Annotated in this window: 11 protein-coding genes; 2 read left to right on the top strand and 9 right to left on the bottom strand. The window is 71.9% G+C overall.

The genetic code is table 11. The features are described 5' to 3' along the window. Window positions 1-3: 3 nt before the first annotated feature. Window positions 4-2,577 (bottom strand): aminopeptidase N, encoded by a 2,574-nt coding sequence (gene pepN, locus BLW57_RS25340; protein ID WP_093477636.1) that lies wholly within the window; start codon window positions 2,575-2,577, stop codon window positions 4-6. A gap of 140 nt (window positions 2,578-2,717) precedes the next feature. Between pepN and BLW57_RS25345 the strand changes: the two genes are divergently transcribed. Beyond that, a complete protein-coding gene (locus tag BLW57_RS25345) occupies window positions 2,718-3,380 on the top strand; it encodes a mycothiol-dependent nitroreductase Rv2466c family protein (protein ID WP_093477637.1) in 663 nt (220 codons plus the stop codon). Window positions 3,381-3,781: 401 nt separating this feature from the next. Here the strand turns inward: BLW57_RS25345 and BLW57_RS25350 are convergent, their stop codons facing one another. The 8 genes from BLW57_RS25350 to BLW57_RS25385 form a co-directional block, all read right to left on the bottom strand. Then, window positions 3,782-4,429, bottom strand: coding sequence for a superoxide dismutase (locus BLW57_RS25350; protein ID WP_093477638.1), 648 nt, complete (start codon window positions 4,427-4,429; stop codon window positions 3,782-3,784). Window positions 4,430-4,558: 129 nt separating this feature from the next. Continuing rightward, window positions 4,559-5,944: an amino acid permease gene (locus tag BLW57_RS25355; RefSeq protein WP_093477639.1), complete on the bottom strand. Its 1,386-nt coding sequence runs from the start codon at window positions 5,942-5,944 to the stop codon at window positions 4,559-4,561. Window positions 5,945-6,065: 121 nt separating this feature from the next. Next, a complete protein-coding gene (locus BLW57_RS25360) occupies window positions 6,066-6,962 on the bottom strand; it encodes a TauD/TfdA dioxygenase family protein (protein WP_093477640.1) in 897 nt (298 codons plus the stop codon). 20 nt (window positions 6,963-6,982) lie between these two features. Then, window positions 6,983-8,317: an LLM class flavin-dependent oxidoreductase gene (locus BLW57_RS25365; protein WP_093477642.1), complete on the bottom strand. Its 1,335-nt coding sequence runs from the start codon at window positions 8,315-8,317 to the stop codon at window positions 6,983-6,985. A 118-nt stretch (window positions 8,318-8,435) separates the two neighbouring features. Then, complete coding sequence (locus tag BLW57_RS25370; protein ID WP_093477643.1) at window positions 8,436-9,149, bottom strand: ABC transporter ATP-binding protein; 714 nt, start codon at window positions 9,147-9,149, stop codon at window positions 8,436-8,438. Continuing rightward, entirely contained in the window at window positions 9,125-9,973 is an 849-nt protein-coding gene (locus tag BLW57_RS25375; protein WP_093477645.1) for an ABC transporter permease, read from the bottom strand. Before BLW57_RS25375 ends, BLW57_RS25370 begins: the two co-directional genes overlap by 25 nt. After that, a complete protein-coding gene (locus BLW57_RS25380) occupies window positions 9,970-11,013 on the bottom strand; it encodes an ABC transporter substrate-binding protein (protein ID WP_093477646.1) in 1,044 nt (347 codons plus the stop codon). The genes BLW57_RS25375 and BLW57_RS25380 overlap by 4 nt, the downstream gene beginning before the upstream one ends. Window positions 11,014-11,219: 206 nt before the next feature. Beyond that, window positions 11,220-12,419, bottom strand: a complete 1,200-nt coding sequence (locus tag BLW57_RS25385; RefSeq protein ID WP_093477648.1) for an ROK family transcriptional regulator — start codon at window positions 12,417-12,419, stop codon at window positions 11,220-11,222. A 458-nt stretch (window positions 12,420-12,877) separates the two neighbouring features. On the opposite strand from BLW57_RS25385, the gene BLW57_RS25390 reads away from it, so the two are divergent. Beyond that, window positions 12,878-13,459: a biotin transporter BioY gene (locus tag BLW57_RS25390; RefSeq protein ID WP_093477649.1), complete on the top strand. Its 582-nt coding sequence runs from the start codon at window positions 12,878-12,880 to the stop codon at window positions 13,457-13,459. The last annotated feature ends 469 nt before the right edge of the window (window positions 13,460-13,928 follow it).

Below are 13,928 nucleotides of genomic sequence, written 5' to 3' on the forward strand. Positions count from 1 at the left end.
GGTTCAGGCCGTCGCGTCGCACTCCTGTGCGCGCAGCGCCCGCGCCAGGTCGTCCCGCGCCTCCAGCACCAGCCGCCGCAGCGCCGGCGCGGCCTCCCGGTGCGCGTCCAGCCACACGTCCGTCGCGTCGAGCGTCTCCGCACGGTCCTGGTGGGACGGGAACAGACCCCGGACCACGTCCATGCCGATCTGGATCGACCGCTCCCGCCAGACCCGCTCGATCGCCGCGAAGTACAACTGCGTGTACGGCGCGGTCAGCTCCCGCTGCGAGGGCCGGCCGAAGCCCGCGATCGTCGCCTCCACCAGCGCGTTCGACAGCGCGTCGGACTCCACCACCTGCGCCCACGCCTGCGCCTTGACCGCCGCCGACGGGCGGGCCGCGAGGCAGCGCACCTGGTGCCGCTTGCCGGAGGCCGTGTCGTCACGTGCCAGTTCGGCCGCCAGGACCCCCTCGTCGGCCACCCCGTGCGCGGCCAGCGGCTCCAGGAACGCCCAGCGCAGCTCCTGGTCCACGGCCAGGCCCTCGATCGCCGTCGTCCCGTCCAGCAGGTCCTTCAGCAGCGCGAGGTCCGGCTCGGCGGACGCGACGGACGCGAAGAACCGGGCCCAGGCCAGCTGGTGCTCACTGCCCGCGCCGGCCGCCCGCAGCTCCCGCAGCGCCCCCTCGGCCAGCAGCCGGCCGCCGGCCTCCCGCCACCCGGGCGCCGCGTAGTGCACGAGCGCCGAGTCGGCCCAGGCGTGCAGCATCTGCAGCACGCCGATGTCCGACTCGCGGCCCGCGAACCGCAGGACGAGATCGACGAAGTCCCGCGCCGGCAGCAGCGCGTCCCGGGTCAGGTTCCACAGCGCCGACCAGCACAGCGCACGGGCCAGCGGGTCGGTCAGCGCGCCCAGGTGCGTGCGCAGCGTGGCCAGTGAGGTCTCGTCGAAACGGATCTTGCAGTAGGTCAGGTCGTCGTCGTTGACCAGCACCAGCTCCGGCGCCTGGGACCCCGCCAGCTCCGCCACGACCGTGCGCGGGCCGTCCACGTCCGTCTCCACGCGCGCGTACCGCTCCAGCGCGCCCTCGGGCGTCCGGCGGTACAGGCCCACCGCGACCCGGTGCGGGCGCAGCTCCGGGTGCGTCTCCGCGGCCTCCTGCAGAATGGCCAGCTCGGCGATCCGGCCGCCCTCGGTGTCCAGCAGCACCTGCGGGGTCAGCGAGTTCACCCCCGCCGTCTGGAGCCAGGAGGCCGACCACGCGGTCATGTCCCGCCCGCTGGTCTCCGCCAGCACCGACAGCAGGTCGCCGAGGCGCGTGTTGCCGTACGCGTTGCGCTTGAAGTAGCGCCGGGCGCCCTCGAGGAACGCGTCCTGGCCGACGTACGCCACCAGCTGCTTGAGCACCGAGGCGCCCTTGGCGTAGGTGATGCCGTCGAAGTTCAGCTTGGCGTCCTCCAGGTCACGGATGTCCGCCGTGATCGGGTGGGTGGACGGCAGCTGGTCCGCGCGGTACGCCCACGCCTTGCGGCGGTTGGCGAAGGTGATCCAGGCGTCCCGGAAGCGGGTCGCGCCGACGTTGGCGAACGTGCCCATGAAGTCCGCGAAGGACTCCTTCAGCCACAGGTCGTCCCACCACTCCATGGTGACCAGGTCGCCGAACCACATGTGCGCCATCTCGTGCAGGATGACGTTGGCCCGCGCCTCGTACGACGCCTGCGTCACCTTCCCGCGGAAGATGTACTCCTCGCGGAAGGTCACCAGGCCCGGGTTCTCCATCGCGCCCAGGTTGTACTCGGGTACGAACGCCTGGTCGTACTTCCCGAACGGGTACGGGTAGTCGAAGTGGTCGTGGAAGAAGTCCAGGCCCTGCTTGGTGACCAGGAAGACGTCGTCGGCGTCGAAGTGCGGGGCGAGGCCCTTGCGGCACATCGCGCCCAGCGGGATCTCCAGCTTCGTCCCGTCCTCGAAGGTGCGGGAGTAGGAGTCCGTCACGTAGTGGTACGGGCCCGCGACGACACAGGTGATGTACGTGGAGATCGGCTTGGTCTCCGTGAACCGCCAGACGCCGTCCACGAGTTCGCCCGCGCCGTTGCTCCACGCCGTCCAGCCCTCCGGCGCCCGCACCTCGAAGCGGTAGGGCGCCTTGAGGTCGGGCTGCTCGAAGTTCGCGAAGACCCGGCGCGCGTCGGCCGGCTCGTACTGCGTGTAGAGGTAGACCTCGCCGTCCTCGGGATCGACGAACCGGTGCATGCCCTCGCCGGTGCGCGAGTAGGCGCACTGCGCGTCCACCACCAGCTCGTTGTCGGCGGCCAGGTCCTCCAGCGCGATCCGGGAGCCGTCGAAGACCTCGCTCGGGTCCAGGTCCTTGCCGTTGAGCGAGACGGCGGTCACGCTCGGCGCGATCAGGTCGGCGAAGCTCGACGTGCCCGGCTCGTTGCAGCGGAACCGGATCGTGGTCACCGAGCGGAAGGTGCGCGGCTCGGCGTCCCCGTCGCCCACGGCGGACCTCAGGTCCAGGGACACGTCGTACCCGTCGACGGACAGCAGTGCGGCCCGCTCCCGGGCCTCGTCGCGGGACAGATTCTCACCGGGCACGGGCGGCACTCCCTCGTGGTCGCGTGATAGGCGGTAGATCAGGACCGATCCTGCCATGTGCTCCTGTCAGGAGGCACCCGGGAATGCGGGCCGAAGTGATCTCGTTGACGCTTCAAAAGACCGCTGTGCTGAGGAGAGCCATGCCCGAGACCACGACCTCGACCGGCAGGACCCCCGTCGACTTCTGGTTCGACCCGCTGTGCCCCTGGGCCTGGATGACCTCCCGGTGGGTGCTGGAGGTCGAGAAGGTCCGCGACATCGAGGTCCGCTGGCACATCATGAGCCTCGCCGTGCTCAACGAGAACCGGCTGGACGAGCTGCCCGAGGACTACCGGGAGATGCTCACCACCAAGGCGTGGAAGGCGGTGCGCGTGGTCACGGCGGCCTGGCAGAAGCACGGCGACGACGTGCTCGGCCCGCTCTACACCGCGCTCGGTACGCGCTTCCACAACAACGGCGAGGGCGTGACCCCGGAGGCCATCGCCGGCGCGCTCGCCGACGCGGGCCTGCCGGCCGAGCTGATCGACTATGCCGAGCAGGAGGACTTCGAGTTCGACGCCGAGCTGCGCGCCTCCCACAAGGAGGGCATCGAGAAGGTCGGCCAGGACGTCGGCACCCCGGTCATCGCGGTCCCGGGCCCGGACGGCGAGCAGATCGCCTTCTTCGGCCCGGTCGTCACCCCCGCCCCCAAGGGCGAGGAGGCGGCCCGCCTGTGGGACGGCACCCTCGCCGTGGCCTCCGTCCCGGGCTTCTACGAGATCAAGCGGTCCCGCACCAAGGGCCCGGACTTCAGCAACCTCTGAGCCCTGCGGGCGGGTCCGGCGCCATCCGGCGCCGGGCCCGTTCCGGCGTTCCGGCCGCGCCTTCCGCCCGGGCGATCGCCACCGCCGAGCCCGCCTGCCGGGCCCTCGGCCTCACCCCGCACGGGAACCGGACCTGCGGGAGGGCGACTTCGGGGTGGTGGAGGGCCGTATGCTCGCGCCGGCGAGCGGGTCCTGGTCGGCGCCCATGACACCCTGCTCCGCCTGGCGCTCCGCTCCCTGCTGTGGATGTCCCTGGCGGGGTACCGCCGGATGCCGCCGAGGCCGCACGGCGGAGGGCCCCCGCGAGTCATGTCCTCGCGGGGGCCCTCTTTTCTCCGCCTGCCCGCGTGAAGGGTGAGAAGACGATCACGAGGCAGGACGTTCGGGGACGCTCCGGGCGCTCAGGGCGCGAGCAGCAGGACGTCCGCGCGGGACTTGGCGGCCTCGTACCGGCGGCCCACGTCCTGCCAGTTCACGACCTCCCACATGGCGTCGACGAAGTCGACCTTCTGGTTGCGGTACTGCAGGTAGAAGGCGTGCTCCCAGGCGTCGAAGACGAGGATCGGGACCGATCCCTGGCCGACGTTGCCCTGGTGGTCGTAGACCTGCTCCACGATCAGCCGGCCGCTCAGCGGTTCATGGGCGAGCACCCCCCACCCCGAACCCTGGGTGGTGGCGGCGGCCTTGGACAGCTGTGCCTTGAAGGCGGCGAACGAGCCGAAGGACTCCCTGATCGCCTCGGCCAGCTCACCCACGCCGTCGGCCGCGAGGGGCTCGCCGCCGCCCTCCTTGGGACCGGTCATGTTCTGCCAGTAGATGCTGTGCAGGATGTGCCCGGAGAGGTGGAAGGCCAGGTTCTTCTCCAGCCCGTTGATCGAGCCCCACGTCTCCCTGTCCCGCGCCTCGGCGAGCTGCTCCAGCGTGTCGTTGGCGCCCTTCACATAGGCCGCGTGGTGCTTGTCGTGGTGCAGCTCGATGATCTCGGGGCTGATCACGGGCGCGAGCGCCGCGTAGTCGTAGGGCAGGTCGGGCAGCGTGTAGACGGGCATGGGGGACCCCCTCGGGAACCTTATTGCAAATAACTTGCAGGTACACGCTAGCAACAACTGCGTTGGGGCAACAGAAAGGCCCCCACGTGTCGCACGTGGGGGCCTCGCCGGCGTGGCCGGGACGCGGGGTCAGCGGACGGCGCGGGCCCGCTGCCAGCCGTAGCCGGCCGCCGCCAGCGCCAGGGTCATGGCGCCCGTGGAGTAGAGCTGCACCCGGGTGTCGGGCTGGCGGGCCATGAGGACGAAGATCGCGACCATGCCCGCGAGCGCCACCCAGGTGAGGTACGGGAACGCCCACATCCGCACGACCAGCCTCTCCGGCGCCTCCCGCTCGATCCGGCGGCGGAGCAGCAGCTGGGAGACCGCGATGAAGATCCAGACGACCAGGATCACCGCGCCGATCATGTTCAGCAGCCACTTGAAGACGTCGTCCGGCCGCCAGTAGCTGAGCAGCACACAGACGAAGCCCAGCACGCAGGAGACGAGCACCGCGATCCGCGGGACCCCGCCGGACAGCCTCCCCAGCGCCCGCGGACCCTGTCCGCGCTGCACCAGGGAGTAGGCGATGCGCGAGGAGCCGTAGATGTTGGCGTTCATCGCGGACAGCAGGGCCACCAGCACGACCACGTTCATCAGCTGGCCGGCGCCGGGAATCCCCAGGTGGTCGAGGGCGGCGACGTACGGGCCCTTCGCCACGACCTCCTCGGAGTCCCACGGGACCAGGGTCACGACGACCGCCATGGAGCCGATGTAGAACAGCGCGATGCGCCACATCGCCGTACGGACGGCGGACGCCACGCCCTTGACCGGGTCCTCGGACTCGGCCGCGGCGATGGTGACCGTCTCCAGGCCGCCGTACGCGAAGACCGACGCGAGCAGGCCGATGATCAGGCCGTTGCTGCCGTGCGGGAGGAAGTCCGTCAGGTTCGAGGCGCCCGGGGCGTCCGTGCCCGGCAGCACACCGGCGATGGCCAGCACGCCGAGGACCAGGAAGAGGCTGATCGCGCCGACCTTCAGCGCGGCGAACCAGAACTCGAACTCGCCGAAGTTCTTCACGGCGGCCAGGTTCGTCCCGCAGAACACCACCATGAACAGCGCGACCCACAGCCACTCCGGGGTGCCGGGCAGCCAGCCGGAGACGATGTGCGCGGCGCCGATGCCCTCCAGGCCGACGGCCGTGCACAGCAGGATCCAGAAGGACCAGCCGGCGGCGAAGCCGGCCCAGGGGCCGATCGCCCGCTCGGCGTGTGCCGAGAAGGACCCGGAGGACGGGTAGGCGGCCGACATCTCGCCGAGCATCCGCATCACCAGCATCACCAGGAGGCCGGAGACCGTGTAGGCGATCACGATGGACGGTCCGGCGGCGGCGATGCCCGCTCCGGATCCGACGAACAGGCCCGCGCCGATCACCCCGCCGAGGGCGATCATCGACAGATGGCGCTGCTTGAGGCCGTGGGAGAGGGAGGCGCCCTCCCGCTGCTGCGGGGGCGTCCCGGTCTTCGTACTGCTGGGCATGGGCGCGGCTCGTCCAGTGCTCTAGGAGGGCAAAAGTGCCCACAGTCTGGGCGGCCCGTCCGCTCACGCGAAGGGGCCGCCCAGTATCCGGACACCTGCCGTACGCAGCGTGGACGGCCGGTTACGCGGCGACGGCCACCGGCGTGTAGTGGGACGCGTCCCCCTCGATCGAGTAGCTCTCCTTGCCCTCGATGCCCACCGGGACGTCACCGGCGACGGTCACCCGGTGCAGACGGCGCGGCCGGCCGTCGTAGTTGTCGATGGCGTAGTGCTGGGTGATGCGGTTGTCGAAGAGGACGAGCTGGTTCTCCGACCAGCGGTGGCGCAGCACGTTCTCCGGCCGGGTGACGTACGCCTGCAACAGGTCGAGGACCTTGCGGGACTCGCCCACCGACAGGCCGGCGATCCGCTGCGCGAACCCGCCGATGAACAGTCCCCGCTCGCCGGTCAGCGGGTGGACGCGCACCACCGGGTGGGCGGTGCGGTACTTGATGGACGTGAACTGCGCCCGCTGGGCCGCCTTGTCCTCGTCGACGTCCTCGTCCGGCACCGCGTAGTCGTAGTCGTTGGTGTGCTCCGCCCACAGGGTGTCGGCGAGGCGCCGCAGCGGCTCCGGCAGGTCGCGGTAGGCGGCCGCCGCGTTCGCGATCAGGGTCTCGCCGCCGTACGGCGGGACGGTGATCGAGCGCAGGGTGCTGGCCTGCGGCGGGTTGAGGACGAAGGTGACGTCGGTGTGCCAGTGGTTGGCGCGGCCCCGCTCGCTGTCGACCGGCAGCACGTTCGGGGCGTCGTCGACCGCGCCGACCGTCGGGTGCGCGGTGGTCAGGTCGCCGAAGTGGCGGGCGAAGGCCTGCTGGCCGGCGTCGTCCAGGGTGCCGGCGTCGAAGACGAGCGCCTTGTGCACGTTCAGGGCCTCGCGGATCGCGGCGACCTCCTCCGGGGCGAGCGGCGCGGAGACGTCGACGCCGGAGACCTGCGCGCCGATGCGTGCGGTGACCTTGGTGATCTCGATTGACATGCGGGTTCCTCTCGTGCGGATCAGGCGAACGCGGGGGTCAGGTACTGGTTGGCGGGGCGGGGCAGGCCGTAGCGCTCCCGCAGGGTCCGGCGGGGGCCGTACCCGGTGCGCAGCAGGCCGCGGGCGCGCAGGAGCGGTACGACGTGCTCGACGAAGGCGTCCAGGCCGGAGGGCAGTACGGCGGGCATGATGTTGAAGCCGTCGGCGGCTCCCCGGGTGAACCAGGTCTCGATCTTGTCGGCGACCTGTTCGGGCGTCCCGGCGAAGGTGAGGTGGCCGCGTCCGCCGCCGAGCCGGCCGATCAGCTGTCGTACAGTGAGCCGCTCGCGCCGGGCCAGCTCCACGACGAGCGTGTAGCGGCTCTTGGCGCCCTCGACGGCGGACTCGGGCGGCAGGTCGGCGGGCAGCGGGGCGTCCAGCTCCAGGGAACCGGGCTCCAGTTGCAGCAGGCTCTCCAGCCGGCCCACCCCGTGGTCGTACACGATGTGGTCCTCCAGCAGCTGCTCGGCCGCCCGCGCCTCGGCCTGCGTGGACCCGAGCACGGGGACGATGCCGGGCAGCACCTTGATGTGTCCGGGGTCGCGTCCGGCCTGCGCGGTACGGGACTTGAGGTCGGCGTAGAAGGCCTGCGCGTCGGCGAGGGTCTGCTGCGCGGTGAACACCGCTTCCGCGTACCGGGCGGCGAACGCCTTGCCGTCCTCGGAGGAGCCGGCCTGCACCAGCAGCGGGTAACCCTGCGGGGAGCGGGGCACGTTGAGGGCGCCCGCGACGCTGAAGTACGTGCCCCGGTGCCGGGGCGGGTGGATCTTGCCGTCGTCGCCCCAGACACCGGCCGCCTTGTCGGCGACGATCGCGTCGTCCTCCCAGCTGTCCCACAGTTTCAGGGACACGTCCAGGAATTCGGCGGCGCGGGCGTACCGCTCGGCGTGCGCGGGCTCGGCGTCCAGACCGAAGTTGCGGGCCGCCTCGGCGCCGGCGGTGGTGACGATGTTCCAGCCGGCCCGGCCGCCGCTGATGATGTCCAGCGAGGCGAACCTGCGGGCCAGGTTGTAGGGGGAGTTGTAGGAGGTCGAGGCGGTGGCGATCAGCCCGATGTGCTCGGTGGCCGCGGCCAGCGCGGTCAGCAGGGTGAGCGGTTCCAGGGCGCCGGCCGGCCGCTGGGCGAGGTTGTTCCACAGCTGGGGGCCGTCGGCGAGGAAGAGCGAGTCGAAGGCGCCGCGCTCGGCGATCCGGGCGAGGTGCACGTAGTGCGCGAGGTCGGTGTGGGCGTACGGGTCGCTCTCCGGGAGCCGCCACGAGGCCTCGTGATGGCCGGTGTTCATCAGGAACGCGTTGAGATGGAGTTGCCGGGTCATGGGCGTCCTTCGCTACGGACGGGTGCGGGGAAGTGGTGACGGCGCCGACGTGAGCCGGCCGGCGGACCGGCACGGCCGGGTACGGGAGCCGGTGCGGAAGAGGGAGCGGGGCCGCCGGTCAGCCGGCGTCCTCCGTGACGCCCAGCGCGGCGAGCAGCCGCGACCGGTACTCGTCGCGCGAGCGCCCGTGGTCGATGGCCAGGTCGAGGCCGATCCGGCCCTTCTCCAGGACGAGGACGCGGTCGGCGAGCACGATCGCCTCGTCCACGTCGTGGGTGACGAGCAGCACGGACGGCCGGTGGCGCTTCCACAGTTCGCGCAGCAGGTGGTGCATCCGGATCCGGGTGAGCGCGTCGAGCGCGCCGAACGGCTCGTCGGCGAGCAGCAGTTCGGGCTCGCGGACCAGGGAGCGGGCGAGCGCGGCACGCTGCGCCTCGCCGCCGGACAGTTCGCCCGGCCAGGCCCGCTCACGGCCGCCCAGTCCGACCTCCGTCAGCGCCGCCCTGCCGCGTTCCTCGGCGTCCTTGCCGTCGAGCCCCAGGAGGACGTTCGCCAGCACCCGGCGCCAGGGCAGCAGCCGGGAGTCCTGGAACACCACCGACACCCGCTCGGGCGCGGTGAGCCGCCCGTCGCCGACGACCCCGTGGTCCAGGCCGGCGATCGCCCGCAGCAGGGTGGACTTGCCCGAGCCGCTGTGCCCGAGCAGGGCCGTGAACTGTCCGGCGGGCAGATCGAGGTCGATGCCGTCGAGGACGGTGCGGCCCCCGAAGGAGCGGGTCAGGCCCTGGATCCGGACGGTGGGCCGGGTCAGCTGCTCAGTGTGCGGCGCCACGACAGCACCCTCCGTTCGACGAGACGGACCGCGCTGTCGGAGATCAGGCCGAAGACGCCGTAGATCAGCAGGCCGACCAGGATGACGTCGGTCTGGCCGTAGTTCTGAGCCTGGAACATCATGTAGCCCAGGCCGCTGGTGGCGTTGATCTGCTCCAGGACCACCAGCCCCAGCCAGGAGCCGGTCACGCCGAGCCGGAGTCCCACGAAGAAGCCGGGCAGCGCGCCGGGGATCACGACCTGGCGGACGAAGGCGAGCCTCGACAGGCCCTGTGCCTCGGCGAGTTCGACGAAGCGGCTGTCGATGCCGGACAGCGCGGCATGCGTGTTCAGGTAGATCGGGATGTAGACGACGATCGCGATGATGGCGATCTTGAAGGTCTCCCCGATGCCCAGCCAGAGGATGAACAGCGGGATCAGACCGAGGGTGGGGATCGCCCGGTTGAGCTGGACGGTTCCGTCGATCAGCGCCTCACCGGTCCGGCTGAGGCCGGAGGCCAGCGCGAGCAGCACGCCCGCGGTCAGGCCGATGGCGAAGCCGTACGCGGCGCGTTCCAGGGAGGTCAGCACATCCGTGGGCAGCGTGCCGTCCGTCCACAGGTGCCCGGCGGTTCTCAGCACTGTCCAGGGCGCCGGGATCGCCCCCGTGTCCAGGGTCCCGGCGGCCGAGGCCGCGGCCCACAGGGCGAACAGCAGCAGCGGGCCGGAGAGCCGGGTGGCGGGCAGCCGCCGGCCGGGGGACAGGCGCCTGCGCCGGCGCACCTGGGGGAGTTCGGCGGCTTCGGGCGCCGCCACGGCGGTCGTCGTCGTGGTCACGGCGCTCACCTCCGGTACTCCGCCGGTACGGCCCTGGCGGCGAGGGACTCGAAGCGGTGGTCGAACAGGGAGGAGACGTCGAACTTCTTCACGAACCCGCCCTCGGCGAGCAGGTCGGCGGTCTCCTGCTCCCACTTGATCGCCTCGTCCCAGCTGGGCGGGAACAGCGGCTTGTTGGCGAGCTCGGTGATGGACTTCGCCTGCTCCGGGGTCAGGTTCTGCGTCTTGACGTAGAACTCCTCGTTCCACGCGTCCGGGTGTTCGTACTGCCACACCTGGCCCTTGGCCCACGCGGGGATGTAGGCGGCGATCGCGGCGGCCTTCGCCGGATCGTTCAGCACCGACTGCGGCGCCCACAGCAGGTTGAGCAGGTCGACGACGTCGGTCTCGATGGTGCGGGCGCCCTTGCCCCGGTACTGCTTCAGATACGCGGGCGCCTGGCTGTTGGCGAGCGGGGCCACGTCCACCTGGCCGGACTGCAGGGCGGTCAGGAACTGGTTGCTGGTCAGCGGGACCAGCTTCACCTCGTCGTACTCCAGGCCCGCCTGCTTCAGCGCCCGCAGCAGTACGACACCCTGGGCCTGCCCCTGCGAGAAGGCGAGCCTCCTGCCCTTGAAGTCCCGCACCGTGCGGATGTCGCTGCCGGGCTTGGTGGCGAAGAGGTAGTTGGGCCTGCGGGTGAGGTCGATCGCCACGATCTTCGCGTCGAAGCCCTGGTAGTGCGCCTGTATCGGCGGGATGCCCGCGTTGTTGGAGAGGTCCAGGGACTTGGCGCGGAAGGCGTTGATGACGTCGGGTCCCGCGCCGATGTTCACCCAGCTGGACACCGTGAACGGCAGTCTGGGCAACTTGGCCAGCCGGAACTGTAGTTGCTGCACGTCCTGGTACGAGGCGATCCTCAGGCTGGTGCCGGCCGGCACCTTGTCGGCCAGCGGCTCGGTCGCCGCCCCCTTGGCGGCGGCGGACGCGTCGCCCTTGGCGCATCCGCTGAGTCCCGCGGCGGCGGCGGACGCGCCGAGCAGGGAAGTGAGAAACACACGACGGTGCATGGGAGGACTCCCGGGAGGAAAAGAGCGGAAAGGCAGGAGGAATTCCGGGAAAGACGAGCCGGAAGAAGAGAACTCACGCAGCGGGAAACACGCGCTTCATGCGCGGCAATGTGTCAGCAACAGAGGGTGCGACAGCTGGTGAGAGGGCTCATGACCAGCATGTTCCTTTCCCGGTGCGAGGCCTGTCAACATTCCGAGTTTCTGAATTAAATAGCCTCAGGTGACGCGCTCAGCGGGTCCCGGAACAGCACGTCGAGCATCACTGATCCGCCTGCCGTGGCGAGCACGGAGTCCGGGAAACTCGTCGGGAGCACGGCGGCCGAACGGGCCGTACCGGCCGCGTCCCGCAGCGCGCCGAGGCAGTCCTCGAAGTGGATGACCCCGACCTCGGTGACGACGACCGTCTCCGGGTTGAGCACGTCCAGCAGCAGCCCGGCCGCCCGCCCCGTCGCACGGGCCCGGTCCACCAGCAGCCGCCGCGCCACCGCGTCCCCGCCCGCCGCCGCGGCCACCACGTGCATCGGGTTGTCCGAGCCGGTCACCCCGGCCGCCCGGGCCCGCCGGCACAGCGTCCGCTCGCTCAACTCCGCCTGGAGGCAGCCGGTACGGCCGCACGCGCAGGGCTCGTCGCCGCCCGGCACCGGCAGATGGGCGATCGCCCCGGCCGCCGAACGCGGCCCGTGGTGCACCTCGTCGTTGGTCGCGAAGGCCGCGTCGACCATGTTGCCCACGAACAGGTGCAGCACGCTGCGGCTGCCCCGGGCCCGCCCGAACAGCCGCTCCGCGTTCACCAACGCCCGTGCGTGGCCGTCCACATGGACCGGCAGGCCGGTGCGGGCGCCGAGCAGGTCCCGCACCGGCACCTCCCGCCAGCCCAGCAGCTCGTGCTCGACGACGGAGCCGGTCTCCCGGTCCACCCAGCCGCCGACCGCCACCCCGACACCCAGCGGGTGACGCCCCGGCACCCGCGCGAGCAGCTCCGCGAGCCCGTCGGCGGCCCGCGCCAGCACCGGGCCCGGATCGGTCCGTCCGTGCTGCAGCTCCCGCCGCGCCACCACCCGGCCACGCAGGTCCAGCAACGTGACCGTGGTGTACGGCACCGCCACGTGCACGCCGGCGACCAGGAACCGGGAGTCGTCCAGGTCGACGGGCACGTGGGGCCGGCCGACCCCGTTCGAGCGGCGGGGCGCGGCCGATTCCCGGATCAGGCCCAGTCCGGCGAGCCGGGCGCAGTGCTCGGTCACGGACGCCGGGGACAGCCCGGTCAGCCGGGCGACGGTGCTGCGCGCCACCGGACCGTGCTCCAGCACGGAACGCAGTACGAGGCTGGCACTGGTGCGCCGCCGGTCGGGGTCGGCGGCACGTGGAACGGGGGAATCAAGGGTGGATACGGCGCTGCTGGGCATGGAGGACCGTCCTCGGGACCGGGGCCGACACATCTCGGAGTAGCGGAGAAGGCGAGGCGTGCCGGGAAGCCCGCCCCTACCCCGGGCGGCGACAGGTGGCCGTGCCCTGGCGTCGCAGGTCGACATAGCGACGCGACGTGAAGTACCGGGCCTGGGCAACCATGCGGTCGAAGCTAGCAAAGGGCCCCCGCGCTGCCCAGACGGCGACCGACGGGCGAGACGGTTCCCGGACGGCGTTTGGTGGGATTCCACAGTCGGTGGCCGGCGCGGGGGAGTGAGCGGAACGTCGCTGCCTCAGTGACCGGTGTCACGCCCGACCGCGTGTAGGAGGCACGGTTTGTGCGAAGGTCACGAAGGCGCCGTTACTCGCTTTGTCGAGCGCCGACGGTGATCACCTCGCGGGCGCTGGGATAGCGTCACGATGTCCCGACGTGTCCACACCATCCCGCGGAGTCCCCATGAGCACCGCCACCGCCACCGCCCGTCCCGGTGCAGTCCTCGCCGACCTGCTGCCGGCGTCCCGTGTCCGCGACGCCGCCCTCGTGCTCGGCGGCGCCGTGCTCACCGGCCTCGCGGCCCAGCTCTCGCTGCCGGTGCCCGGGTCCCCGGTGCCGGTGACCGGCCAGACCTTCGCCGCGCTGCTCGTCGGCGCCTCCCTCGGCGCCCGCCGCGGCTTCCTCTCGCTCGCCCTGTACGCGGTCGCCGGTGTGGCCGGTGTGCCGTGGTTCGCCGGGGGCACCTCCGGCGGGGGCGCCGTCTCCTTCGGTTACATCCTCGGCATGCTGCTCGCCTCCGCGGTCGTCGGTGCCCTGGCCCGGCGCGGCGCCGACCGCTCCCCGCTGCGCACGGCGGGCACGATGATCCTCGGCGAGGCGATCATCTACGCCGTGGGCGTGCCCTACCTGGCCCTGGCCGCCCACCTGTCCGCTTCCCAGGCGATCGCGGCCGGCCTCACCCCGTTCCTGCTCGGTGACGCCCTCAAGGCCCTCCTGGCCATGGGCGTGCTGCCGACGGCCTGGAAGTTCGCGGACAAGCGCTGACGCGGCAGTCATCACGGAAGAGGCTCGCCGGCCCCGGCGAGCCTCTTCGGCGTTCGGGGTCCGCGCGGCCGCCCACCGAGACGGCTACGTCGTCCGGCACGGCCTGCGCCGGGGGCGCCTGTGGCGGTAGGCCGGGGCGGGCGAGCGCCTTGCCGGCGGGGCTGACCTGCACGACGTCCATCGGCTCGACTTGCGGACGCCTGGGGCCCCGGTCCGGTGCGCTCGCGGGGGCATTCCTTGGGTCGCCGTCCCGAGCGTTCCGGTCCCCGCTTCGCGGCGGGGGGCCTGTCGCGTCAGGGCGCGGGCTGGGCGAGAGTCCCGCCGCCCGGAGGGCTGAGCCGCCCGACGCGTATCGGCTCCGCGTGCGGACCGGTCGGACGCCGGAGCTGGTGCGACCCGGGGCCCTCCTTCGGTCGCCGTCCCGAGCGTTCCGTCCCCGGCGCGGGCACGCGGTCCGGCACGGCCTGCT

The sequence above is a fragment of the Streptomyces sp. 1222.5 genome (assembly GCF_900105245.1).
Taxonomy (GTDB): Bacteria; Actinomycetota; Actinomycetes; order Streptomycetales; family Streptomycetaceae; genus Streptomyces; species Streptomyces albidocamelliae.

Coding starts and splice junctions, on each gene's coding strand:
- BLW57_RS25380 (WP_093477646.1), bottom strand. CDS start 11,013: ATGCACCGTCGTGTGTTTCTCACTTCCCTGCTCGGCGCGTCCGCCGCC.
- BLW57_RS25360 (WP_093477640.1), bottom strand. CDS start 6,962: ATGTCAATCGAGATCACCAAGGTCACCGCACGCATCGGCGCGCAGGTC.
- BLW57_RS25390 (WP_093477649.1), top strand. CDS start 12,878: ATGAGCACCGCCACCGCCACCGCCCGTCCCGGTGCAGTCCTCGCCGAC.
- BLW57_RS25345 (WP_093477637.1), top strand. CDS start 2,718: ATGCCCGAGACCACGACCTCGACCGGCAGGACCCCCGTCGACTTCTGG.
- BLW57_RS25355 (WP_093477639.1), bottom strand. CDS start 5,944: ATGCCCAGCAGTACGAAGACCGGGACGCCCCCGCAGCAGCGGGAGGGC.
- BLW57_RS25365 (WP_093477642.1), bottom strand. CDS start 8,317: ATGACCCGGCAACTCCATCTCAACGCGTTCCTGATGAACACCGGCCAT.
- BLW57_RS25385 (WP_093477648.1), bottom strand. CDS start 12,419: ATGCCCAGCAGCGCCGTATCCACCCTTGATTCCCCCGTTCCACGTGCC.
- BLW57_RS25350 (WP_093477638.1), bottom strand. CDS start 4,429: ATGCCCGTCTACACGCTGCCCGACCTGCCCTACGACTACGCGGCGCTC.